The sequence below is a fragment of the Catenulispora sp. GP43 genome, from assembly GCF_041260665.1.
In the GTDB taxonomy this organism is placed as follows: Bacteria; Actinomycetota; Actinomycetes; order Streptomycetales; family Catenulisporaceae; genus Catenulispora.
The window spans coordinates 1-23,122 of sequence record NZ_JBGCCT010000010.1; the positions used below are offsets into that span (position 1 = coordinate 1).

At 69.8% G+C, this 23,122-nt stretch carries 19 protein-coding genes and 1 pseudogene; 15 read left to right on the forward strand and 5 right to left on the reverse strand.

The annotated features are described in order from the left end of the window. A partial coding sequence (locus ABH926_RS21060) for a putative Ig domain-containing protein (RefSeq protein WP_370367405.1) occupies positions 1-1,227 on the forward strand: 1,227 nt, incomplete at its 5' end. 45 nt (positions 1,228-1,272) lie between these two features. On the opposite strand, the gene ABH926_RS21065 is transcribed toward ABH926_RS21060, so the two are convergent. From ABH926_RS21065 to ABH926_RS21075, 3 genes are read right to left on the reverse strand one after another with little or no spacing between them, the layout of a single operon-like run. After that, the gene (locus ABH926_RS21065; RefSeq protein ID WP_370367406.1) at positions 1,273-2,484 is read right to left on the reverse strand and encodes a pyridoxal-phosphate dependent enzyme; all 1,212 of its coding nucleotides are present in this window, start codon (positions 2,482-2,484) and stop codon (positions 1,273-1,275) included. Between the two features lie 27 nt (positions 2,485-2,511). Then, positions 2,512-3,108 (reverse strand): hypothetical protein, encoded by a 597-nt coding sequence (locus ABH926_RS21070; protein WP_370367407.1) that lies wholly within the window; start codon positions 3,106-3,108, stop codon positions 2,512-2,514. Between the two features lie 5 nt (positions 3,109-3,113). Then, entirely contained in the window at positions 3,114-3,689 is a 576-nt protein-coding gene (locus tag ABH926_RS21075; RefSeq protein ID WP_370367408.1) for a hypothetical protein, read from the reverse strand. On the opposite strand from ABH926_RS21075, the pseudogene ABH926_RS21080 reads away from it, so the two are divergent. Then, positions 3,604-4,185 (forward strand): annotated as a pseudogene (locus tag ABH926_RS21080) (RNA polymerase sigma factor); the annotation flags it as partial. The gene ABH926_RS21075 and the pseudogene ABH926_RS21080 overlap by 86 nt on opposite strands. Before the next feature lie 336 nt (positions 4,186-4,521). On the opposite strand, the gene ABH926_RS21085 reads toward ABH926_RS21080, so the two are convergent. Beyond that, positions 4,522-5,739 carry an erythromycin esterase family protein gene (locus ABH926_RS21085; protein WP_370367409.1) on the reverse strand — a complete coding sequence of 406 codons (1,218 nt, stop codon included), beginning with the start codon at positions 5,737-5,739 and terminating at the stop codon, positions 4,522-4,524. Positions 5,740-6,215: 476 nt separating this feature from the next. Here ABH926_RS21085 and ABH926_RS21090 point away from each other — a divergent pair, with 476 nt between their 5' ends. From ABH926_RS21090 to menC, 11 genes are all read left to right on the forward strand, one after another. Beyond that, positions 6,216-7,772 (forward strand): DEAD/DEAH box helicase, encoded by a 1,557-nt coding sequence (locus ABH926_RS21090; protein WP_370367410.1) that lies wholly within the window; start codon positions 6,216-6,218, stop codon positions 7,770-7,772. A 114-nt stretch (positions 7,773-7,886) separates the two neighbouring features. Continuing rightward, complete coding sequence (locus ABH926_RS21095; protein ID WP_370367411.1) at positions 7,887-9,548, forward strand: PucR family transcriptional regulator; 1,662 nt, start codon at positions 7,887-7,889, stop codon at positions 9,546-9,548. A 261-nt stretch (positions 9,549-9,809) separates the two neighbouring features. Beyond that, positions 9,810-10,994 (forward strand): serine hydrolase domain-containing protein, encoded by a 1,185-nt coding sequence (locus ABH926_RS21100; protein WP_370367412.1) that lies wholly within the window; start codon positions 9,810-9,812, stop codon positions 10,992-10,994. Between the two features lie 47 nt (positions 10,995-11,041). Then, on the forward strand, positions 11,042-12,034 hold the full coding sequence (locus tag ABH926_RS21105; protein WP_370367413.1) for an ABC transporter permease: 993 nt from the start codon (positions 11,042-11,044) through the stop codon (positions 12,032-12,034). Positions 12,035-12,085: 51 nt separating this feature from the next. Further along, a complete protein-coding gene (locus ABH926_RS21110) occupies positions 12,086-13,846 on the forward strand; it encodes an ABC transporter substrate-binding protein (protein WP_370367414.1) in 1,761 nt (586 codons plus the stop codon). A 13-nt stretch (positions 13,847-13,859) separates the two neighbouring features. Further along, complete coding sequence (locus tag ABH926_RS21115) at positions 13,860-14,870, forward strand: ABC transporter permease (RefSeq protein WP_370367415.1); 1,011 nt, start codon at positions 13,860-13,862, stop codon at positions 14,868-14,870. After that, positions 14,867-15,925 carry an ABC transporter ATP-binding protein gene (locus ABH926_RS21120; protein WP_370367416.1) on the forward strand — a complete coding sequence of 353 codons (1,059 nt, stop codon included), beginning with the start codon at positions 14,867-14,869 and terminating at the stop codon, positions 15,923-15,925. The genes ABH926_RS21115 and ABH926_RS21120 overlap by 4 nt, the downstream gene beginning before the upstream one ends. Before the next feature lie 55 nt (positions 15,926-15,980). Then, positions 15,981-17,024: an ABC transporter ATP-binding protein gene (locus ABH926_RS21125; RefSeq protein WP_370367417.1), complete on the forward strand. Its 1,044-nt coding sequence runs from the start codon at positions 15,981-15,983 to the stop codon at positions 17,022-17,024. 41 nt (positions 17,025-17,065) lie between these two features. After that, positions 17,066-18,160 carry a dipeptidase gene (locus tag ABH926_RS21130; protein ID WP_370367418.1) on the forward strand — a complete coding sequence of 365 codons (1,095 nt, stop codon included), beginning with the start codon at positions 17,066-17,068 and terminating at the stop codon, positions 18,158-18,160. Then, the gene (locus ABH926_RS21135) at positions 18,157-19,050 is read left to right on the forward strand and encodes a GNAT family N-acetyltransferase (protein ID WP_370367419.1); all 894 of its coding nucleotides are present in this window, start codon (positions 18,157-18,159) and stop codon (positions 19,048-19,050) included. The genes ABH926_RS21130 and ABH926_RS21135 overlap by 4 nt, the downstream gene beginning before the upstream one ends. Beyond that, positions 19,050-20,159: an o-succinylbenzoate synthase gene (gene menC, locus ABH926_RS21140; RefSeq protein ID WP_370367420.1), complete on the forward strand. Its 1,110-nt coding sequence runs from the start codon at positions 19,050-19,052 to the stop codon at positions 20,157-20,159. Before ABH926_RS21135 ends, menC begins: the two co-directional genes overlap by 1 nt. Positions 20,160-20,204: 45 nt before the next feature. Here the strand turns inward: menC and ABH926_RS21145 are convergent, their stop codons facing one another. Then, a complete protein-coding gene (locus ABH926_RS21145) occupies positions 20,205-21,323 on the reverse strand; it encodes a winged helix DNA-binding domain-containing protein (protein ID WP_370367421.1) in 1,119 nt (372 codons plus the stop codon). Positions 21,324-21,535: 212 nt separating this feature from the next. Here ABH926_RS21145 and chrA point away from each other — a divergent pair, with 212 nt between their 5' ends. After that, the gene (chrA, locus tag ABH926_RS21150; protein WP_370367422.1) at positions 21,536-22,726 is read left to right on the forward strand and encodes a chromate efflux transporter; all 1,191 of its coding nucleotides are present in this window, start codon (positions 21,536-21,538) and stop codon (positions 22,724-22,726) included. 21 nt (positions 22,727-22,747) lie between these two features. After that, positions 22,748-23,119, forward strand: coding sequence for a nuclear transport factor 2 family protein (locus ABH926_RS21155; RefSeq protein ID WP_370367423.1), 372 nt, complete (start codon positions 22,748-22,750; stop codon positions 23,117-23,119). Positions 23,120-23,122: the final 3 nt, after the last annotated feature.

The window sequence follows — 23,122 nt, forward strand, 5'->3', positions numbered from 1 at the left end:
GGCAACACCACCGCCGCGGCCAACCGCGACGCCTACTACGTGATCCTGTCCCCCACCGGCACCAACCCGGACAACTACCAGGGACAGTACTGCGCATGGCACGACTACAACGGTGACTCCACCCTCACCGGCGGCGCCGTCACCTCGCCCTACGGCGACATCGCCTTCTCCAACCAGCCGTACAACATGGACTCCGGCGCCGGCTGCGGCGTGGGCTTCGTCAACTCCCCCGGCACCCTGGACGGCTACACCATCACCATGGGCCACGAGTGGCACGAGATGATGTCCGACCAGAACCCCGCCGGCGGCTGGACCAACAACACCGGCTCCTCCTACAACGGCCAGGAGAACTCCGACGAATGCGCGTGGCTGTCCCCCGGGACCGCCGGCGGCGCCGCCAACATCTCCTTCGGTTCGTTCGGCACCTACCCCGAGCAGGCCTCGTGGTCCAACGACACCAACGCCTGCGCCATCTCGCACGCGATCATCAACCACGGCGGCGGCACCACTGACACCGTCACGGTCTCCTCGATCCCGTCGCAGTCGTGGACGGTCGGCACCCCGGTGAGCCTGCAGGTCTCGGCCAGCTCCTCGGCCGGCCTGACCCTGACCTACTCGGCCAGCGGCCTGCCCGCCGGCGTCTCGATCAACTCCTCGACCGGCCTGATCTCCGGCACCCCGACCGCCGCGGCCAGCGGTTCGACGACGGTCACCGCGAGCGACTCGACCCCGGCCTCCGGGACCGCGAGCTTCTCCTGGAGCGTCGGCACCTCCGGCGGCGGTGGCGGCAACGTCATCGTCAACGGCGGCTTCGAGACCGGCTCGCTGTCCGGCTGGACGGGCTCCGGTGTCACCTCGGTGACGACCTCCGGCCCGCACTCCGGGAGCTACGCGGCCGAGCTCGGCAACACCAACCCGAGCAGCACCTCGAGCATCGCGCAGACCTTCACCGCGGGCACGGGCAACAGCACCCTGGGCTTCTGGTACAACGTGACCTGCCCGGACACCGTGACCTACGACTGGGCCACGGCCACGCTGAAGGACAACACCACCGGCACCACCAAGACCGTCCTGCCCAAGACCTGCACCAACCCGACCTCGGGCTGGAAGCAGGTGACCGCCTCGGTCACCGCCGGCCACAGCTACACGCTGACGCTGACCAGCAAGGACGACAACTACCCCGGCGACCCGACGTACACCAAGTACGACGACGTCACGACCTCCTGAGATAGCAGCTTGAGCAGGCCCGGCCCCGTTCTGGGGCCGGGCCTGTCAGGCTCCTAGCAGAGAACTGATGTGCGCCCGGTCCGCCCAGTCCGCCCCGTCCACACAGGCAGCGCTGATCTCGCCGGTCCCGACGCCACGGTCCTTGAACCCGCTGGACGTGCTGACGCACACCACCGGCCCCTCGACGTCGCCGACTTGCCTGAGCCCGGCCAGACCCGCGGCGCTGGAGAGCTCGACCCACAAACCGGCGCGGCCCAGTTCGGCTTGCGCCGCGCGCATCTCGCCGTCGTCCACGAGCAGCGAACTCCCGCCGCTGTCCCGAACTGCGACGACCGACCGGTATCCCCCGACGCGGCAGTTGATCGCATACGCGTCCGAAGGCCTGCGCGACACAGCGGTGGCCGGGACGCCCTGGGCCAGAGCCTCACGCAGCGCGCCGGCCGTGGCCGGCTCGCAAGCGATCATGCGCGGTGTGGCCTCGGCGACGCCCAGGCGCTGCAACTCCACGAAACCCTTCCACACGCCGAAGAGCAGCTCGCCGTATCCGGTCGGCACGAACACGGCCGCCGGCACGCCGAGGTCCTGGTAGATCTCGTACGCGATGGTCTTGTAGCCCTCGGGGCCGAACGCGTGCCCTGTGTGCGTCGGCGTCAGATTGCTGACCGGGTGATATCCGAACTCTGCGACGATGTGCCGCACCAGACCGACACGCTCCTCCGCCGGAGCTCTGAACACGTGCGCGCCGTACGCGTTGACGAAGTCCATCACCGCCGGCGGCGCGCCGTCCGAGACGATGACAGCGCACCGCAGCCCCGCCCGCGCGGCATAGGCCGCCGCCGACGCACCGTGGTTCCCCGACGATGCCACGACGACACCCCTGGCTCCCGCGCCGACAGCAGCGCTGATGGCGCAGCGATTCAGCCTGTCCTTGTGGCTCCACGTGGGATTCCGGGACTCGTCCTTGATCCAGACGCCGCCGCCGATCTCCACCAGCGGAGTGCCGCCCTCACCGAGCCCGGGCGCGAGCAACGGCGGAAGCAGCGGCGCCCAACGGTCCAGGCCATGCCCGGCCCACCCCGACCTGACATCGAACAGAGCGGGGTCCACTCTGTCGTAGTCGTAGTCGACCTCCACGGGGAAGGACATCTCCGTCGTTCCGGTCACCGGACAACCCTCGAATAAGGCGGGCCAGAGCGGAAACCGAAGGGCCGGGTCTCCCAGTGATTTCTGACCTGATGCCAGCGATCGCTGCGTCATGAGCAGTCGGACTGTCCGAATACCCGCTCAGAGCTCTCCCGCCTCATTCACCACCGCACGCGCCGCCTGCACGAAGCCCGCGATATCCGCGTCGCCCGCATCCGGCGTCACCCCGCCGGCCACCTCGAGCGCCCGGCGGAGAAGACGCAGCGCATGCTGCACTTCGGGAAGCGAACGGATCGCGTCGGAGTCCTGCAGGATCCCCGGCACCGATGCCGAACGGTCCAGCGCGGTGTGGTCGGCGGCTTCGTACAGCTTCTCGGCGACGAGCGCCGCATGCCCCACGCCGCCCTCGGAGGCGAACTGGATGGCGTAGTAGAGGCCGGACAACGCGTCCTCGAACAACCCGATCTCGTCCGGGAACTCCTCCAATGCGGCTTCGATCTCAGTGTGCAGATCCGCCCCCGCATCGGGATCCCCGCCGGGCCCCACGGAATCCCAAAGGAATTCCGTGGAGCGCGCGGCGAGGTCTTGTGTGGTCTGAAGCACCACCGGGAGCGCGACGGCGGGGCGAAGCCAGGTGACCAGGGCCTCGGAAACCGTGGCCGTGAACAGCCGGGCTCCCCGCGGATCCGCCGATTCGAGGGCTCGAGCCAGCGCCGCTCCGTCGTATGCCTCAGTCACGTCGTCTAGTCCTTATAGTATTCGGGGTCCGCCGGGGCGCTGCCGAACTGCGGCCACACCGCTGTCTTGGGCGAGGTGATGATACCTCCGGTCTCCTGGATGAAGAGCTCGCACAGATCGCAGAAGTCGAACGACACGCCGACGGCCTTCGGCACCAGGCCCTGGCCCGGCGACAGGTCGCGCTGGCCGCCGCCGGCGACGTCCTCGGCGTCGGTCTTGACCACCGCGACCATGCGCTGCTTGAAGGCGATCGGGTCTTCCGTCGAGGGGTAGGTGGACGGACGGTTCATGTGCCAGCCGTGGATGTCGTCGGCCCGGGTCTGTGCCGCTTCGGCCTGCGCCTGCAGGTCCTCCGAGCTGCCGCCGACGACCGCGCCGAGAGCGGCACCGAGCACGCCGCCCAGGGCAGTCGATTCGGCCAGGCCGGTCCACGAGCACGCCGAGCCCAGGGCGCATCCGGCACCGTAGGACGCGGCACCGGACGACGCGCCGGCGATGCCGCCGACCGCCCACCCGGCCAGGCCCGCGGGCAGCGCGGCGGCGACCCCGAAGGCCACACCCCCGGCGACCACACTCTGCACGGCCGACGTGGCGAACGCGCCCGGCGAGCAGGAGGATTCCAGGCGCCGCCGTGCTGCCGCCGTTGTAGTTGACGTTGTACTCAGCTCCGGGGCTGCCGCTGGCCGAGTACCAGACATAGACGGTGTAGTTGCCGTCCTGCGGGACCGACAGGTTCCAGGACTGCGTGCTGTTCAGCAGCGAATCGGTGACGGTGCGCGCCTGGCCGGTGGGTTCGGGGAACGGGGTGCTCGAACCCGGGATGGTGAAGGTGCGGTCGTAGGTGGTGGTGTGCCCGTTGGCGTCCTCCCCGAAGCCTTCCGCACCCTGTACGACACCCACGCCCCCGGCATCCTGGGCTACCTGCGCACCATCGTCGGCGACACCGACGCCGAGGACGTCGCCTCCGAAACCTGGTTCCGCATCCACCGGGCCCTGGCCGGCTACCACCGGGCCCGCGGCGACTTCCGCACCTGGGCCACGTCCATCGCCCGCAACCAGGCCATCAGCCACCTGCGATACCGCCAGAGCCGGCCCTCGTTCCCGGTCCCGCCGGACGCCATCCCCCACCACCCCAGCGTCGCGGACACCGAACACGACGCCGCGGAATCGATGCAGACCGCTCGAGCTTTGGCCCTGCTGCGACAACTCCCCCACACCCAGGCCACTGCGGTACTGCTGTGCGTCGTGCTCGGCCTGGACGCGGTGACTGCCGGCAGGATTCTGCGAAAGCAGCCCGGCGGCGGTACGGATGGCGGCGCATCGGGGTGTCAAGGCACTGCGACTTGTGGTCGGGTTGGGGGCGGAGTCGGAGTCCTCGCTATGAGTTCCGGCGTGACTGCCCGAAGCCCGAAGCTACAGCCTGGTAGCCGCTCGAACCGTGTGCAGATGGATCAGGACGTCGTAGGCATGCCCGATGGCGAGTTCGGGCGTGCCGTCGACAGGGAACTCCGTACCGACGTCGTAGGTCGGGCGGGGGAGATCCAACCACGCGCGGGCGGCGGCGGGGGCCTTGCGCAGATCGACGTAGTAGTCGCGGTACCGGACCTGGTCGAGTGTGTACTCGTTGGAGCCGGCGGGTGCCGCGGGGAGCGTGAACTTCTCCCAGTCACCGCCCAGCGCCTGCCCCTTGGACAGGAAGGAGCCCCGGTCGAAGGTGGTGCCGATGGCGAGGTATCCGGGTCCCAGGGCGTCGTGCAGGAACGAGCCCTGGGTCTTCGGATACGTCGCGGGGTCGGTGGCCGCGTATCCGGCATGGTCGTCGGCCGCGGACAGCAGGATCTTGCCGCCTTCGTGGCGCAGCCACCACGCGGTGTTGTCGGCCATCACCTGGTCGCGGTAGCGCTCCATGGCGGTCAGCGAGGCCGGGTCGGCGACGTCCACGGACAGGAACGTGTAGGTCTGGGCGATGTTGCGGGCGTTCTGCAGGGCGTACTCGTAGTCGCGGTCGCCGGGCGCTCCGTTGTGCTCCATCAGGGCCAGCACCTGTTGTGCCTTCGACGCGTTCTGCTGACGGTCGGCCAGCGGCCGATCCAGGTAGCCGATGGCGTCGTCGAGCGGGCGCAGGCCGGCCAGAAGCTCGTTCAAGGCAGGCAGGGACTCCGGATGGGTCCGCTGCACATATCCGGTGACCGCGTCGAAGACCGGTGCGCCGAGGCTCGGCGCGCCGACGTCGTCGCCCAGGAAGTGGACCGGATGGGTGGGGTGCCGGAGGTTGTAGTCCCGCATCCACTGGACGAGCGTCACGAACTCCTCACGGTCCCAAGGGGATCCTGCCATCGTCTCGTGCACGATCTGCCGCGCGTCGCCGCCGCCGTGCTGGAGGTAGTCGTCGATCCGCAGCCCGGCAGACCAGCTCATCTCCAGGGCGAAGGTGGTGAATCCCTTCTGCTCGACCAAGTAGCGGAAGACCCGGTCCTTAAGAGCGAAGAACTCGTGCGAGCCGTGTGTCGCCTCGCCCAGGCCGACGACATCGGCATTGCCGACCATCTCGCCGAGCGCACGCAGATCGGCCGTGCCCGCGCCCGGGTCGGTCGATTCCAACTGGTGGGCGATCCGGTCCAGTCCACGCACGGGAACTGATGGTGCGGCGGCAGCGGACGCGGACACGGACGCCATCGGGGCCAGTAACGCAGCCGTGGCGAGGGCTGCGACGGTGAGCCGCCTTCCAGAGTCAGCCATGGGTGATATCTCCTCAAGGTGGTAGCCAGATCAAGGGGTGACGTCTTCAACGCTACTTTTGGATCTTGATCGGGAGAGGAGCGCACACCCCCGTCTTGGAGGTGTAGCGGGCTCCACCTACGGCAGTGGACTGTGCTCCAGCCTGCTAGAGTCGAGACTGTCTCAGTCGTGGCTCCCATGAATTTGTGTGCTTTTCCGGTACTGCTCCCCGAACTCCGAAGCCGCCACAGGAGCGTGCCACCTGAGGCCATGCCGAACGAATCCACCGTTCGCACCCCACGTTTTTCCGGCTCGTTCGTGTCGTCTCCCCGCGGTCATGCCGCGGCGCGGAGCCCTCCTCGATGCGTGCCCTTTGAGGAAGGCCTTGCATGACTCGTTCCAGCCGCTCATTCACGCGTGACTCCCGTGAGCAGAACGGCGCCGGCCCACGCCAGCCCGGTGCGGGGCGTCGCTTCCGCGGTGACGGCCGTGCCAATACTCCGGCCGACCGCGAGCGCTCACCCGCGAAGAGCAAGTTCGAGCTCCCCCACAGCACCACGCCGGTGCTGCCCGCCGTCGGCGCGTTCAGTGAGCTCGACATGCCAGCCGCGCTGCTGACCGCCTTGACCCAACAGGGCCTCACGACTCCGTTCCCGATCCAGGCCAGCACTCTGCCGAGCTCGCTGGCCGGCCGCGACGTGCTGGGCCGGGGCCGTACCGGCTCGGGCAAGACCATCGCCTTCGGCCTGGCCGTGCTGGCCCGCACCGCCGGACGCCGCGCCGAGCCCCGCCAGCCGTTGGCCCTGGTCCTGGTCCCGACCCGAGAGCTGGCCCAGCAGGTCACCGAGGCGCTGACGCCCTACGCCAAGGCCGTCCGGCTGCGGATGGCGGCCGTCGTCGGCGGGATGTCGATCGGCCGTCAGGCGAACGCCCTGCGCAACGGCGCCGAGGTCGTCGTGGCCACCCCCGGACGTCTGAAGGACCTGATCGAGCGCGGCGACTGCCACCTGGACCAGGTCGCGATCACCGTCCTGGACGAGGCCGACCAGATGGCCGACATGGGCTTCCTGCCCCAGGTCACCGAGCTCCTGGACCAGGTCGCGCCGGGCGGGCAGACGATGCTGTTCTCCGCGACCCTGGACCGCAACGTCGACCGCCTGGTCCGCCGCTTCCTCACCGACCCGGCCGTGCACTCCGTGGACCCGGCGACCGCTGCGATCAGCACCATGGAGCACCACCTGCTCCATGTGCAGACCGACGACAAGAACGCGACCGTCGCGCACATCGCCTCCCGCGAGGGTGGCGTCATCATGTTCACCGACACCCGCCACGGCGCCGACCGCCTGGTGCGCAATCTGCTGGCCAACGGGGTGAAGGCCGCGGCGCTGCACGGCGGCAAGTCCCAGCCCCAGCGCACCCGCACCCTGGACCAGTTCCGCAACGGCCAGGTCACCGCGCTGATCGCGACCAACGTCGCCGCCCGCGGCATCCACATCGAGGGCCTGGACCTGGTCGTCAACATCGACCCGCCCACCGACCACAAGGACTACCTGCACCGCGGCGGCCGTACCGCCCGGGCCGGGGAGTCCGGCACGGTCGTCACCCTGGTGCTGCCCACTCAGCGCCGTGACACCAGCCGCATGATGGCCGCCGCCGGCATCACTCCGCACACCGCCCACGTCCACTCCGGCGGCGCCGAACTCGCCGACATCACCGGAGCCCGCGTCCCCACCGGGGTCCCCGTCACCATCCCCGACCCCGTGGTCGAACGAGCCCGACGCACAGGCTCTGGCGGCAGCGGCGGCAGTGGCAGTGGCAGTGGCAGTGGCGGCGGCAACCGCAGTGGCGGCAACGGCCGTGGCCGCGACCGGCGCGGCCGTCCCGCCCGCTCGAACCGCGCAACGCAGGGTGGTTCCACGTCCCGGCCCAAAAGGACCGCCGCCTGACCGGCAGGGCGGGCCCAGCAGCCCAAGATCCTTGCCAACGAAGACTCGGCGGCGTCAGGATGCCATGAACGGCGAGGGATCCAGGTTTGGGCGCGGGCCGCAGATGCGGAAGGCATGCGATTGGCGATGAAGGCGCATCCGCGGGCCGGCCTGGGCAGGATCATCGAGGACCTGGGCAGCACCCTGCTCGAAGTGGTGTGCGGCGATGCGGTCTCGCAGGCCCAGGTCGGCGGCGTCGTCATCTACGATCCGCTGGAGGAGCAGGTGTCCTGCCTGGACGCGCTGGTCCTCGGCGTGGGGGTGCGGGAGCCGGCGCCGATCGCCGCGCTGCTGACCGACCCCGTCATGGCCGGCGCGGCCGCGCTGGTGGTCCGGGCGCCCGTCGTCGCCGATCCGGTGGTCAAAGCCGCGTCCTTGCGCTCGGGCATCACGGTGCTGGCTCTGACGCCCGGGGCGACGTGGGCCCAGCTGGCGGCCATGGTCAGGTCGCTGATCGCGGAAGGCGACATCGGCGAGGTGGACACGCCGACGATGTTCGGGACGCCGGCCGGCGACTTGTTCGCCCTGGCGAACGCCATCGCGGCACTGCTGGACGCACCGATCACCATCGAGGACCGCGGCAACCGGGTCCTGGCGTTCTCCGGCCGCCAGGACGAAGCCGACGCCTCGCGGGTGGCGACCATCCTGGGCCGTCAGGTCCCTGAGCAGTACACGCGCATCCTCGAGGAGCGCGGTGTCTACCAGGCTCTGTACCGCAGCCAGGAACCGGTGTTCGTCGATCCTCTGCCGGACCTGGTGGGCCACGGCGAGATGCCCAGGGCCGTGCAGGTGGTGCGGGCCGGCGACGAGATCCTCGGCACGATCTGGGCCGCGGTGTCCGCACCGCTGTCGGCCGAGCGTGCGCAGGCGCTCCGCGACGCGGCCAAACTCGTCGCCTTGCACATGATGCGGCTGCGTGCCGGAGCCGACGTCGGGCGGCGGCTGCAGGCCGACCTGGTCGCCACCGCGCTGGAGTCCGGGCCCGGCGCGGCGCAGGCCGTCGCGCGCCTGGGGTTGGCCGAGCGGGCCGCCGTGGTGCTCGCCCTGGACGTCATCGGCTCCCCCGGCGAGCCGTCCGCCGTGCAGCACGCGCACCTGGTCGCCGAACGCCAGCGCGTGGCCGACGCGTTCGCGGTGCACCTGACCGCCGTCCATCCGCGCTCGGCCGTGGCCGTCGTCGGCGACGTGATCTATGCCATCGTGCCGGTGCCGCAGCAGAGCACCGACGGCGCACAGCGCGTCGCCACGGTGGCGCAGGAGTTCCTGCGGCGCATCGGGATCCGTCACGGGCTGATCGTCGGCATCGGCGAGGTGGGCACCGGCCACAGCGACCTGTTCCGATCGCGAGCCGGGGCGCACCGGGCACTGAACGTGCTGCGGAAGCGGGACGGCGGGGCCTGCGTGGCCTCGATCGGCGATGTCCAGCTCCAAGCACTGCTGGTGGAGATGGCCGAGACGATCGCCGAGCGCGGAGACGCGCTCGGCGGCCCGGTCGCGCGTCTGGCCCACTACGACTCCCTGCACCGCACCCGCCTGGTCGCCACGCTGCGGGCGTGGCTGGAGGCGTTCGGCGACGTGAACCTCGCTTCCGCGACGCAGTACGTCCATCCGAACACCTTCCGGTACCGGCTGCGCCGTGTCGCCGAGATCGGCCAGATCGATCTGCACGACGCCGACGCCCGTTTCGCGGCCATGCTGTACCTCCGGCTGCAACCCCCCGGGCAGCCGACGGCCTGACGGCGCTCAGCGCCGAGTGTCGCACCGCGCGCCGCATCGACCCCTGAATCAGGATTCTGAGTCAGGGGCCTGAGGCAGAATCCTGAGTCGGCAGCCGGCGTCCCGCGCAGACGATCTTCGTCCTCCTCGACAGATTCCGTCGCGCGGCCTTATCCGCCCGGACGAAGCCTCGGCCCGATCGGCGGACATACCCTCGGCACACCGATCCGTGAACCCCTGAACCAGACGGCGGAAGCGACCGCCAGAGACGGATGACGCATCATGATCTCGACTCGACGTTCGGTACTCAAAGCGGGACTGGCCGGTCTCATCGTCGCCCAAGGCTCTGTGGCGTTCGCCGGCACGGGCCGGAACCAGACATTCGATCAGTGGCTGCACGACTTCGAGGCGGGCATGCCGGCGCGGCTGGCGGCCGCCCACGTCGCGGGGGTCGAGGTCGCGATCGTGTCCAAGAACGCCCCGACACCCTACGCGGCGGCCTTCGGCTACGCCGACATCGCCGCGGACCGGATGCTCACCCCGACCACGCCCATGCACCTGGCGTCGGTCAGCAAGCTGTTCACCGCCTCGGCGCTGGTCCAGCTGTTCGAGCGCTGCGGCCTGGACCGGCACGACGACGTCAACAGTTTCATCGACTTCCCGGTGCGCAACCCGGCCTACCCGAACGTGCCGATCACCCCGCACGAGTTGGTCACTCACACCTCCAGCATCTCGGACGACAACTACGTGGGCTTCGACACCGTCGGGGACCCGAAGGAAAGCCTGTCGGACTTCCTGCGCGACTACCTCGTGCCCGGTGGCAAGCACTACTCGCCGAAGAAGTCGTACCTCCCCAAGCACAAGCCGGCCACGTATTTCAGCTACTCCGATGTAGGCATGGCCCTGGCCGGCTATGTCGTCGAGTGCGTCAGCGGACAGGATTTCGCCGCCTACACGGAGGCGAACGTGTTGGAGCCGCTCGGCATCACCGGCGCGCACTGGTACCTGCGGCAGTTCGCGCCGGGCGTACTGGCCGTGCCGTATGAGTTCAAGAACGGCGCTTTGGCCGCGCTGCCCCAGATGAGCTATCCGGACGTCCCCGCCGGCGCCCTGCGCTGCTCGGTGACCGATCTGGCGACGAGCCTGCGCGCGATGATCGGCGGGGCGATCGGCACGCCCCCGATCCTGTCCGCGGCCGACGTCGCCGACATGCTGCGCCCCCAGGTCAGCCCGAAGATCGTGCCCTACCAGGGGCTCGGCTGGGTCCAGGAGGTCGTGTCCGGGCACCCGTACGTCGGCCACTCCGGCTCTGACATCGGGTTCGCGAACATGGTGGTCCTGACGGAAGACCAGAACCACGCCGTCGCCGTGCTGATCAACACCGACGAGGGCGACGGGTCGGCGGTCACCGACTTCAGGGCCTCGGTCACGACGGATCTCGTCCATGGGGCGCAACTCCTGGGCTAGGGCCAGTGCTTGGACAGCTCTCCGGACAGCTCTGAGGAAGCGACACCATGACGACGATTCTGGAACCGGGCCCGTCACCGGCGGCCGAGCCGCGAGCCGCGGCGCCGCCCGGCAAGGCCATCGAGGGCCGCTCCCCGGGCCGGATCGCCCTGGGCCGCCTGAAGAAGGACAAGGTCGCGATGGCCGGCGGGGTGACTGTCATCCTGCTCATCCTGACCGCGGTCTTCGCGCCGCAACTGTGCTCGCTCACCGGCAACGATCCGTACACCACGCACACGAAGCTCATCAACCCGAACCTGCAGATCCCCAGCGGCGGATTCGGCGGGATGAGCTCGCAGCACATCCTCGGGGTGGACGTGCCGACCGGCCGCGACCTGTTCGCCCGGGTCGTCTACGGCGCCCGGACCTCGCTGGGCATCGCCGGATTGGCCACCCTGGTCGCGATCCTGATCGGGGTCGGCCTCGGGATGGTCGCCGGCTACTTCGGCGGCCTGGTCGACTCGGTGATCAGCCGGACTATGGACGTGATGCTCGCGTTCCCGCTGTTCCTGTTCGCGATCTCGCTGTCCGGGGTGCTCGGCTACTCGGCCTTCGGGCTGACCGGCAACACGCTGCGGATCGTGCTGCTGATCGTCATCATCGGCTTCTTCTCCTGGCCGTACATCGGCCGCATCGTGCGCGGACAGACCCTGGCGCTGCGCGAACGCGAGTTCGTGGAGGCGGCGCGCGCCCTGGGCGCCACGCCCGCGCGGATCATCCTCCGGGAGATCCTGCCCAACCTGACGGCGCCGATTCTGGTCTACGCGACACTGCTCATCCCGTCGAACATCCTGTTCGAGGCATCGCTGTCCTACCTGGGAGTCGGCATCCGCTCTCCCATGCCGTCCTGGGGCGAGATGGTCAACGAGGCGATCGGCCTGTACCAGGTCGACCCGGAGTTCCTGATCGTCCCCGGCACGGCCATCTTCCTCACCGTGCTCGCCTTCAACCTGCTCGGCGACGGACTGCGCGACGCCTTCGATCCCAAGGCCGGTCGCTGACCCGGCGAGACGGCGAGACCCGAACCAGAAGACAAAGAGGTTCACACACGCATGCCCAAACCACGAATCGCCGCCTGCGCGGCGGCCGCAGCGCTGGCGCTCGGCGCCGCGGCCTGCGGCGGCGGGCCCACCGGCACTACCGGAGCCCATGCCTCGGCGGCCTACGACCTCGGCGTGACCGGGATCGTGAACAAGACCTCGGCCGCCGTCCACGGCACGCTCCGGATGGAGCAGTCCTCTGACCTGCAGTCCACCGACCCGGGCAACACCTACTTCGGGGCCGACTGGGACGTGCTGCGGCTCTACACCCGCTCGCTGGTCACGTTCGCCGAGGGCCCCGGCCCGGTGAAGCTGGTCCCGGACCTGGCCACCGACCTCGGCACCATGAGCCCGGACGGCTTGACCTGGACCTTGCACCTGGTCAAGGGCGCGACGTACACGGACGGCTCCCCGATCACCGCGCAGGACGTCGCCTACGGCATCGAGCGCTCGAACTGGGGCCAGGACGTCCTGCCGAACGGCCCGACCTACTTCAAGCAGCTGCTCACGGACACCACGAACTACCAGGGTCCGTACAAGGACAAGAACCCGGCCGACCATCCCTCGGGCATCGACACGCCGGACAGCGACACCATCGTCTTCCACCTGGTCAAGCCGTTCGCGGACTTCGACGACGTGCTGACGCTGCCGTCGACCGTTCCGGTCCCGCGGGCCAAGGACACCGGCGCCACCTACTACGAGCACGTACTGTCCTCCGGTGCTTACACGTTCGACTCGTACACCGTGGGCAAGGAACTGGACCTGTCTGCGTCCCCGAACTTCAACGCCGCCTCGGACCCGCTGCACCTGCACGTCGCGCACGCCGCCAGGATCGTGGACAAGGTCGACGTCAGCGCGCAGACGGTCGATCAGGACTTGACGCACGGCACCACCGACATCGACCAGGCCGGCGGCGGCGTCCAGACCGCGACGCAGTCGCAGGTGCTGGGCAACCCCAGGCTCAAGGCCCAGGCCGACGACCCGATCACCGGGTTGCTGACCTATCTGACGATCAACACGACGATCAAGCCCTTCGACAACATCGACTGCCGCAAGGCCGTGGAATGGGCGATCGACAAGACCGCGGTGCAGACCGCGTTCGGCGGCGGCATCGGCGGCGGCGACATCGCCACCACGGTGCTGCCCCCGACCGTCCCTGGCTACGTCCAGCAGGACCTGTACCAGACTCCGGGCCACGCCGGCGACCTGGCCAAGGCCAGAGCCGAGATCGCGACCTGCAAGGCCGCCGAGCACGTCACCGACATCGCCACCCAGGTGGGCTACTACATCGACCAGCCGAAGGACAAGCCGGTCGCGGACGTCGTCCAGCAGAATCTGGCCGCCATCGGCATCACGGTGACCGAGGACGGCTTCAAGTACAGCCAGCTCTCGATAAAGGCCGGCAGCCAGTCTTACGTCAAGCAGAACAACGAGGCGCTGTTCATCACCTCGTGGGCCGCCGACTTCCCGTCAGGGTACGGATTCCTGGACCAGATCCTCACCCCGGACGGCATCAAGTCGACCGGTGAGAGCAACTATTCCGAACTCGACGACCCGGTCATCGACTCGCTGATGGCCACCGCGCTCAAGACCACCGATCCGGACGCCCGCAACGCGCTGTACGCCCAGATCGACCAGCAGGCGCTGAAGGACGCGGCACTGGTCCCGATGATCGACACCCGCGCCCTGATGCTGCGCCCGTCGAACCTCACGAACGCCTATATCGAGCAGGCGTACGGCATGTACGACTACCAGGCGCTCGGCGTCCAGTGAGGGCTCCGACACCATGCTGACTTTCATCGTTCGGCGCCTGTTCGCCGTGGTCGGACTGCTGCTCGTCGTCGCGTTGGTGACGATGGTCATCTTCTATGAGATACCGCAGTGGGGCGGGCAGACGCCGGCCACCATGGCGGTCCAGTACGTGGGCAAACAGCCCTCGCCGGCGGCGATACAGGGGGTGATCCACCGTTTCGGCTTCGACCGGTCGTTCCTGGTCCAGTACATCGACTACGTACGCACCATCGTCACCGGCACCACGTTCAGCGACGGCACCCAGGACATCGCCTGCCACGCCCCCTGCTTCGGCTACTCGTTCAGGAACTACCAGCAGGTCTGGCCCACGATCCTGAGCGACCTGCCGGTCACCTTCTCCATCGCGGTGGGCGCCGGCGTCCTGTGGCTGTTCTTCGGCGTCGCCTCGGGTCTGGCCTCGGCCGTGCGCAAGGGCTCGCTGCTCGACCGGGCGTCGATGACCGTCGCCCTGCTCGGCATCTCGCTGCCGGTCTACTTCCTCGCGCCGCTGCTGTCCCTGCCGCTGGCCTACCGGTGGTCGATCCTGCCGACGCCGGGCAGCTACGTCGGCATCCTGTCCGACCCGGGCCAGTGGTTCCTGGACATGATCCTGCCCTGGACCTGTCTGGCCTTCGGCCTGGCCGCCCTCTACACCCGTCTGACCCGGGCCGGGATGCTCGACGTGCTGAGCGAGGATTTCGTGCGCACCGCGCGGGCGAAGGGCCTGTCCGAGCGCCGGGTGATCCTCAAGCACGCGCTGCGGGCCGCGATCACCCCGATCATCACGATCTTCGGCATGGACTTCGCCACCGTGCTCGGCGGCGCGGTGCTGGTCGAGATCACCTTCTCCATGAAGGGGATCGGCTTCCTGGCCATCACCTCGATCCAGAACGGCGACTTCCCGATGATGATGGGCGTCACCTTGTTCGCCGCCGCGTTCATCGTGCTGGCCAACCTCCTGGTCGACGTCATGTACGCGGTGGCAGACCCGCGGGTGCGGCTGTGACGGCCGGGGGCGGTCGTCCGTTCCTCGACGTACGCGACCTGCGGGTGCACTTCAGCACCGACGACGGCCTGGTCAAGTCGGTCGACGGGATCACCTTCTCCCTCGAGCGCGGCCGGACCCTGGGCATCGTGGGCGAGTCCGGTTCGGGCAAGTCGGTCACCTCGCTGTCCCTGCTCGGCCTGCACCGCAAGGCTGACCGCAAGGGGCGCGGCGGGGCCCGGATCACCGGCGAGATCTGGCTCGACGACGAGGAGCTGATCGGCGCCGAGGCCACCCGGATCAGGGCACTGCGCGGCGACAAGATGGCGATGATCTTCCAGGACCCGCTGTCCGCACTGCACCCGTACTACACCGTCGGAGCGCAGATCGCCGAGGCCTACCGGGTGCACAACAAGCAGGCGTCCAAGGCGGAAGCGCGCAAGCGCACCATCGAGATGCTCGACCGGGTCGGCATCCCGCAGCCGGACTCCCGGGTCGACGACTACCCGCACCAGTTCTCCGGCGGTATGCGCCAGCGCGCGATGATCGCCATGGCTCTCGTGTGCAACCCGCGGCTGCTGATCGCGGACGAGCCGACCACCGCGTTGGACGTGACCGTGCAGGCGCAGATCCTGGACCTGATGCGGGACCTGCAGCGGGAGTTCGACTCCGCGCTGATCCTCATCACCCACGACCTCGGCGTGGTGGCCGAACTGGCCGACGACATCATGGTGATGTACGGCGGCAAGGCGGTCGAGTACGGCACCGCCGAGACCGTCTTCAGCCGGCCGGAGCACCCCTACACCTGGGGCCTGCTCGGCTCGATGCCGCGCATCGACCGGGAGGTCCAGGACCGGCTGGTGCCCATCCGGGGCAACCCGCCGTCGCTGATCAACGTGCCCTCCGGCTGCGCCTTCCATCCGCGCTGCGCTTTCGTCGAGCAGGTCGGCCGGGACGCGTGCCGGACGCTGGGGCCCGAGCTGCTCGCGGCCGGCCCCGACCATCCGGTGCGCTGCCACCTGCCGTCGGACCGGCGGCGGGAGCTGTTCGACCAGGAGATCGCCCCGCGGCTGTGAGCCGTGGCCCTGAAGGCGTTCTCGACCTGTCTGCCCGCCGTCCTTGGAGTCTCCCGTGAGCACCACACCAACCGACCGCCAACCGGCGCCCATCGACACCGAGGCGCTGCTGACCGTCACCGGTCTGCAGAAGCACTTCCCCATCCGGCGCGGGATGTTCCAGCGCACCGTCGGCGCGGTCAAGGCCGTGGACGGCATCGACCTGTCCATCAAGCCGAGGGAGACCCTGGGCCTGGTGGGCGAGTCCGGCTGCGGCAAGTCCACCGCCGGCCGGGTGCTGACCAAGCTGCAGGAGCCGACCGGCGGTCGGATGGTCTTCGAGGGCCGGGACATCACCAGCCTGTCCCAGGGCGCGTTCCGGCCGCTGCGCAGCGACATCCAGATGGTGTTCCAGGACCCGCAGTCCTCGCTCAACCCGCGGCACACAGTCGGCACGATCGTCGGCGCGCCGTTCAAGATCCAGGATCTCGACCCGCCGCAGGGCGTCAAGCGCGCGGTGCAGGACCTGCTGGAGCTGGTCGGCCTGTCACCCGAGCACTACAACCGGTACCCGCACGAGTTCTCCGGCGGCCAGCGCCAGCGCATCGGCATCGCCCGCGCACTGGCCCTCAAGCCCAAGCTGATCGTCGCCGACGAACCGGTCTCCGCCCTGGACGTGTCCATCCAGGCGCAGGTGGTGAATCTGTTCGAGGACCTGCAAGCGGAACTGGGCCTGGCCTACGTGTTCATCGCGCACGATCTGTCCGTGGTCCGGCACATCTCCGACCGGGTCGCGGTGATGTACCTGGGCAAGATCGTCGAGATCGCCCCGCGGGACGATGTGTACAGCCGCCCGCTACACCCGTATACCAACGCGCTGCTGTCCGCCGTGCCGATCCCCGACCCGCGCCGCAAGGACGTCGAAACCCGCGCCGGCCGCGAGCGCATCCGTCTGACCGGCGACGTACCCTCGCCGATCGACCCGCCGTCCGGCTGCCGGTTCCGCACCCGTTGTTGGAAGGCGCAGGAGATCTGCACGGCCGAGGAGCCGCCGCTGCTGCGGATCGCGACGGCCGGACCGGGGCACCAGGTGGCCTGCCACTTCCCGGTGGAGCACTGAGCGCCGTGGCTACTTCATCCGATCCGACCAGGAGCCTCATCATGACCACGTCCGCGTTCGGCATGCCCGATCGCCTCGATCCCGCGACGCTGGAGCTGCACCAGCGTGCGGTGGTCGCCGACACCCACAACGATCTGCTGTGTTCGGTGGTCCTGCGGCCGGTGGCGCAGTGGCCGGACTACTTTCGCGCGCAGTGGCTCCCGCAGTTGCGCGCCGGCGGCGTGGACATCCAGGTGCTGCCGGTGTTCATCGACGACGCCTACCGGCCCGAGGGAGCGTTGCGCGAGACGCTGCGCATGATCGAGGCGGCGCACCGGATCGCCGAGGGCAACGCCGACGAGGTCAGTCTGTGTCTGGACGGCGCCGACATCGACCGCGCGCTTGAGGCCGGGAAGATCGCCCTGGTCCTGGCGTTGGAAAGCGCGCCTGGCATCGACGCCGACATCGAACTGCTCACCACGCTGTTCCGGCTCGGCGTCCGGGTCGCGTCGCTGGCGCACTTCGGCCGTACGCCGCTGGCCGACGGTTCGGCGGAGGATGCCGCGGGCAGCCGGCTGACCACCGCCGGGGTCGAGGCGCTGGCCGAGATGGAGCGTCTGGGCATGATGTTCGACGTCTCCCACCTCGGCGCGGCCGGCGTCGACCACGTACTCGAACTTGCGACGCGACCGGTGATGGCCACGCATTCCTCGGCCCGGACGCTGTGCGACCACCACCGCAACCTCACCGACGCGCGCCTGGCTGCCATCGCGGCCGGTGGCGGCGTAGTGTGCGTGAACTTCTTCCCGGGGTTCCTCGACGAGCACGAGCCGTCGATCTCCCGGCTCGTCGACCACATCGAGCACATCGGGAAGGTCGCCGGCACGGGCCATGTCGGCATCGGCCCGGACTTCGTGCTCGAAATGCTGCTCGACGTGGTCCCAGGCGGGGTCGACGTCGGGCTGGTGGGCGGCTGCGATCCGTTCGCCACGCTGCCGGGCCTGGCCGGGCCCGCCGGTCTGCCGCTGCTCACCGCCGAGCTGCTGGCACGCGGCATGGACGAGGCGGTCGTGGCCGCCACACTCGGCGGCAACGTCCTGCGGCTGTTCCGGGCCGAACTCGGTGTGCCCGCCGACCGCCGCGGGGCCGCCGCGTGACAATCCTCGTGAAGGCCCACGCCCAAGCCGAGGCGGCGGCGCGTGCCGCGGCGGTCACCATCAGAGAACTGACCGGACCGAAGGAGCACGGCGCGGCCGCTGAGCTCTTCACCCGGGTCTGGGCACTCGAGCCGGGTCACAGCCTGATGCCCACAGGCCTGTTGCGGGTGATGGCCTACGAGGGCTGTTATGTGGCCGGGGTGTTCGACGACAAGAACGGCGATCGGCTGATCGGCGCGGCCACCGCGTTTCTCGCCTCGGACATGGAACTACGAGGCGGCATCCATCTGCACTCGCACCTCACCGGGATGCTGCCCGAGGCCGACGGCCGGCACGCCGGCTTCGCGCTCAAACTCCACCAGCGCGCCTGGGCCCTGAGCCGTGGCCTGCGCCGCATCACCTGGACGTTCGACCCGCTGGTGCGTGCCAACGCGTACTTCAACATGGCCAAACTCGGTGCGGACGCGACCGCCTATCTCGTCGACTTCTACGGCGAGATGCCTGACGGAGTCAACGTGGGACAGGGCAGCGATCGGCTCCTGATGAGCTGGGCGCTCGACTCGGCGCGCGCGGACGCCGCGGCGGACGGCACTCGAATCGAGCCACAGAACGAGGAATCCCTGCTCGGTGCGAACAGGGTGCTGCTCTCCGGGATCACGCAAGGTGCGATGCCCGACCCCAGCCCGCCATTGGAGTTCGGCGGTTCCCTGCTGTGTGCGACGCCCGCAGCGATCCAGGCACTGCGGCGTGAGGCACCCGAGCTGGCGCGTAGCTGGCGCTTCGCTCTACGCGGTGCGCTGACGGAAGCCATGGGACGCGGATACCGCATCACCGGCTTCACCCGATCGGGCTGGTACCTGCTGGAACACCGCGAGGAGAACGAAAGCTGATGAAGATATCCGGAGTCGAGCTGCGGCGCCTGACCATGCCGCTGCGCAGCCCGTTCGAGACGTCGTTCGGCGTGGCGACCGAACGCGACGTCTTACTGGTCCGCGTCGCCACCGAGGAGGCCGACGGCTGGGGCGAATGCGCCGCGACGAGCGAGCCGGTGTACTCCTCGGAGCACACCCACGGCGCGGAGGACGTCATCCGCCGCTTCCTTCTCCCCAGGCTTGCCGCCGCGCCGCGGGTCACCTCAGCGCTGGTGGCTGAGATCCTGGCGCCGTTCAAGGGCCATCCGATCGCCAAGGCGGCGGTGGAGGCCGCTGTCCTGGACGCCGAACTGCGGGCCGCCGGCACTTCCTTCGGCGACCATCTCGGCGCGGTGCGCACCTCGGTGCCGGTCGGCGTCTCGGTGGGGATCATGCCGAGTATCGCAGAGCTCGTCGACACCGTCGGCGGCTACGTCGGCGACGGCTACCGGCGGGTCAAGCTGAAGATCAAGCCGGGCTGGGACGTCGAGCCGGTGCGCGCCGTGCGCGAGGCCTTCGGCGACACACTGCTGCTGCAGGTTGACGCCAACACCGCCTACACCCTCGGCGACGCCCAGCGCCTGGCCGCTCTGGACCCTTTCAACCTGCTGCTGATCGAACAACCGCTGCCGGAGGACGACCTGCGCGGACACGCCGCACTGGCCCGTCTGCTCCACACCCCGATCTGCCTGGACGAATCCATCGTCTCGGCACGGTCGGCCGCCGACGCGATCGCCCTGGGGGCCTGCCGCATCATCAACATCAAACCGGCACGCGTCGGCGGCTACCTGGAGGCCCGGCGGGTGCACGACGTCTGCGCCGCGCACGGCGTGCCGGTGTGGTGCGGCGGCATGCTGGAAACCGGCATCGGCCGCGCCGCCAACGTCGCCCTGGCCGCCCTGCCCAACTTCACCCTCCCCGGGGACATCAGCGCCTCCGACCGCTACTTCGAACGCGACATCACCGAGCCGTTCGTCCTGCGCGACGGCGGCCTGGACGTACCGACCGGCCCCGGGCTCGGGGTCACGCCGGACCCTGTGTTTCTCGATGAGTTCACCACGGCCAGCGATTGGATCGCCTTCCCATGACCGGCCGTCGCGCGCGACGGTCGGCTGACCGACCTGGTGCTCGACTTACCGCTGGGGCGGCTGATCGACCACGGCGACCTGGACGCTGTCGCTGTCGCCGTCGGACAGGAACAAGGCCAGTTCCCGCCCCTGTTCGGCGATGGCGTTCCGATCGGCGCGGGAGATGCGGTGCAGCGGGGCGACAGTCACCGTGCCGGCCTGGACGCTCCACGTCGCGGCGACCCGCCCGTCGACCAGGACGACGCGGGCGCCGGTGACCGACAGGCCGCGGTGGGCGTCGTCGATGATCCGGCTGCGGTCGTGGTAACCGAGGATCGCGTTGTCGAACGCCGGCAGGTAGCGCACCGGGGCCGGCGTGTCCGGGTCGGGGCGGGGCGCTTCCGGGAGGTCGAGCAGCTCCCGGCCGCGCTCGTCCCGGAAGGCGATCAGCTCCTCGCGGATCGCGGCCACCGCGGCCGGCAGTCCGGCCAGGCCGCACCAGGCGCGCAGGTCGGCGGTGGCGGCGGGGCCGAACGCCGCCAGGTAGCGTCGGACCAGCGCCCGGCCGACCGGGTCGGAACCGTCCGAAGCCGGCGGGTCGATGTCCCGTCCCAGCCAGCAGGACAGCAGGACGTTGCGCACTCCCGCCTTGGTGCGCCACAGCCCGCGCGGCGGCAGCTGCGCCATCGGGACGAGCGCGGCGACGACCATTTCGCCCAGTGCCTGCGATCCCGGTGCCGGCCAGCGTTCGCCGAGGATCCGAGCGAGCTCGGCCATGGTGCGGGGTTCACCGTCGGCCATCACCGCCCGGCCTGCCGCGGCCAGCTCGTCGAGGTCGATCCCGTCGAGCTCACGGCGCCAGGTGCCCAGGACCCGCTGACGCAGCATCGCGTCATGGCGGGACCGCCAGGCCATCGCGTCGTCGGCGGCCAGGAGATGAACGGTGCGGCGCATGAGGTGGGTCCGCACCACCATCCGCTCGGTCAGCAGGGCCGACAGCTGCGCCGGGTCGAAGGCGCTCAGCCTTGACCAGAGTCCGACGAACGGCTCCTGTGGTTCTTGGGCCTGGAGGCCGCCGAGGTGCGCGACGGCGTCGAGGACCGGCATGTCGGCGCGGTCGAGCAGCAACTGCCGGGCCAATGTCGCGCGGTTGAGCGCCCGGGTGTTCAGGACCGCCGTCTTCACTGTCGCGTGCCCGCCTTCCAGTCTTGTGTCGCAGTGGTTCCCGATGGCAACGCTCGCAGGGGAAGCGGCCAGGATGTGGCCTGTACTCGGCGCATCGATGAGATAGCGTTCCCCCGGGTTCGGGCCGCGATCGATCACCAGTGCCGATCACCAAGGTCGATCACCAAGGTCGATCGCCAAGGTCGGTCCGCGAGATCAGGAGAGCGTCAAGCATGGTGGATGGAGCCGAAGCAGCACCTCACCGAGCCGCCGTCGGGCTCGCGACGATCGCGCGCGAGTGGGGCCGGATCGGCTGCGTCGGCTTCGGCGGCCCGCCCGCGCACATCGCGTTGTTGCGCGAGCTGTGCGTGAAGCGGCGCCGGTGGCTGTCGGAGACCGAGTTCGAGGACGGGATCGCCGCGACCAACCTGCTGCCCGGCCCGGCGTCCACGCAGTTGGCGATCTACACGGCGTGGCGGCTGCGCGGCGGCATCGGGGCTCTGGTCGGCGGGTTCTGCTTCATCGCCCCCGGCCTGGTGGTGATTCTCGCCCTGGCCGCGCTGTTCCTGGCCGGACATCCCCCGCTGGCGGTGCGCGGCGCCGCCGCCGGTGCCGGCGCGGCAGTGGCCGCGGTGGCCGTGCACGCGGCCTGGGGTCTGGCGCCGGGTAGCTGGAAGCGCGCCGGCACGGCCCGGGCGGCCCGTGTCCGCTGGATCTGCTACGCCGGTGTCGGCGCGCTGGCGGCGGCGCTGGTCGGGCCGTGGCTGGTGCTGGCCATGATCGGCACCGGCTTGCTGGAGGTCGCCATCCGCACCGGACGGACATCGCCTCGGCGGCGGCGATCACGCGGCGCCGCACCGTTGCCGCTGGCTGCCGCGGTGCCCGCGAGCGGCGGCCTGCTCGCGCTGGCCTGGGTGGCGTTCAAGGTCGGCGCACTGTCCTACGGCGGCGGCTTCGTCATCATCCCCCTGATGCAGCACGACGCCGTCCACACCTACCACTGGATGACCGACGCCCAGTTCCTCAACGCGGTGGCCCTGGGCCAGATCACCCCGGGCCCGGTGGTCCAGACCGTCGCCGTGGTCGGCTACGCCGCAGCCGGCATCGGCGGCGGACTGCTGGCAGCGCTGGTCGCCTTCGGCCCCTCGTTCCTGTTCGTCATCGGCGGCGCCTCGCACTTCGACCGGCTCCGCGCCGATCAGCGCGTGCAGGCGTTCCTGACCGGCGCCGGACCGACGGTGATCGGCGCCATCGCCGGCTCGGCGATCCCGCTTGCGGCCGCCCTGCAACACGCGTGGCAGTTCGCGATCCTCGCCGCCGCCGCGCTGTGGTTGCTGGCGGCACGGCGGGGTGTCGTCAGTACCCTGATCACCGCCGGGGTTCTCGGGGCGGGCGCCGCACTGATCGGATGGCCGGTGGCCTGACCACACGAAGGAAGGAACCCCATGAACCAACTGCACGCCTACATCGACGCCTGGCAGCGCCACGACATCGCCGGGGTCCTGGCCACCTTGACCGACGACTGCGTGGTCGTGGAATGCTACGGCCCGGTCTACCACGGCCGACCCCGAGTCGAGCAGTGGATGCACGCCTGGTTCGAGGCCGGCGGCTCCGTCGACGAATGGAAGATCACCTCCCAGGCGGCAGCTGGGGACGCCCTGATAGCCGAGTGGGTCTTCTCCTGCACCTCGCACGGCGAGGCAGCCACCTTCGAAGGCGCGACCATCGCCAGGCTCGAGGGAGAGAAGATCGCCTACCTGCGCGAGTACGCCACCTCGGCGCCGCTCTACGACTGGACGGGCACCTGGCGGGAGTAGAGC

Excerpts from the sequence above, each read along its gene's own strand:
- menC (WP_370367420.1), top strand. The coding sequence starts at position 19,050 with ATGAAGATATCCGGAGTCGAGCTGCGGCGCCTGACCATGCCGCTGCGC.
- ABH926_RS21065 (WP_370367406.1), bottom strand. The coding sequence starts at position 2,484 with ATGACGCAGCGATCGCTGGCATCAGGTCAGAAATCACTGGGAGACCCG.
- ABH926_RS21105 (WP_370367413.1), top strand. The coding sequence starts at position 11,042 with ATGACGACGATTCTGGAACCGGGCCCGTCACCGGCGGCCGAGCCGCGA.
- ABH926_RS21155 (WP_370367423.1), top strand. The coding sequence starts at position 22,748 with ATGAACCAACTGCACGCCTACATCGACGCCTGGCAGCGCCACGACATC.
- ABH926_RS21110 (WP_370367414.1), top strand. The coding sequence starts at position 12,086 with ATGCCCAAACCACGAATCGCCGCCTGCGCGGCGGCCGCAGCGCTGGCG.
- ABH926_RS21115 (WP_370367415.1), top strand. The coding sequence starts at position 13,860 with ATGCTGACTTTCATCGTTCGGCGCCTGTTCGCCGTGGTCGGACTGCTG.
- ABH926_RS21100 (WP_370367412.1), top strand. The coding sequence starts at position 9,810 with ATGATCTCGACTCGACGTTCGGTACTCAAAGCGGGACTGGCCGGTCTC.
- ABH926_RS21095 (WP_370367411.1), top strand. The coding sequence starts at position 7,887 with ATGCGATTGGCGATGAAGGCGCATCCGCGGGCCGGCCTGGGCAGGATC.
- ABH926_RS21090 (WP_370367410.1), top strand. The coding sequence starts at position 6,216 with ATGACTCGTTCCAGCCGCTCATTCACGCGTGACTCCCGTGAGCAGAAC.
- ABH926_RS21130 (WP_370367418.1), top strand. The coding sequence starts at position 17,066 with ATGACCACGTCCGCGTTCGGCATGCCCGATCGCCTCGATCCCGCGACG.
- chrA (WP_370367422.1), top strand. The coding sequence starts at position 21,536 with ATGGTGGATGGAGCCGAAGCAGCACCTCACCGAGCCGCCGTCGGGCTC.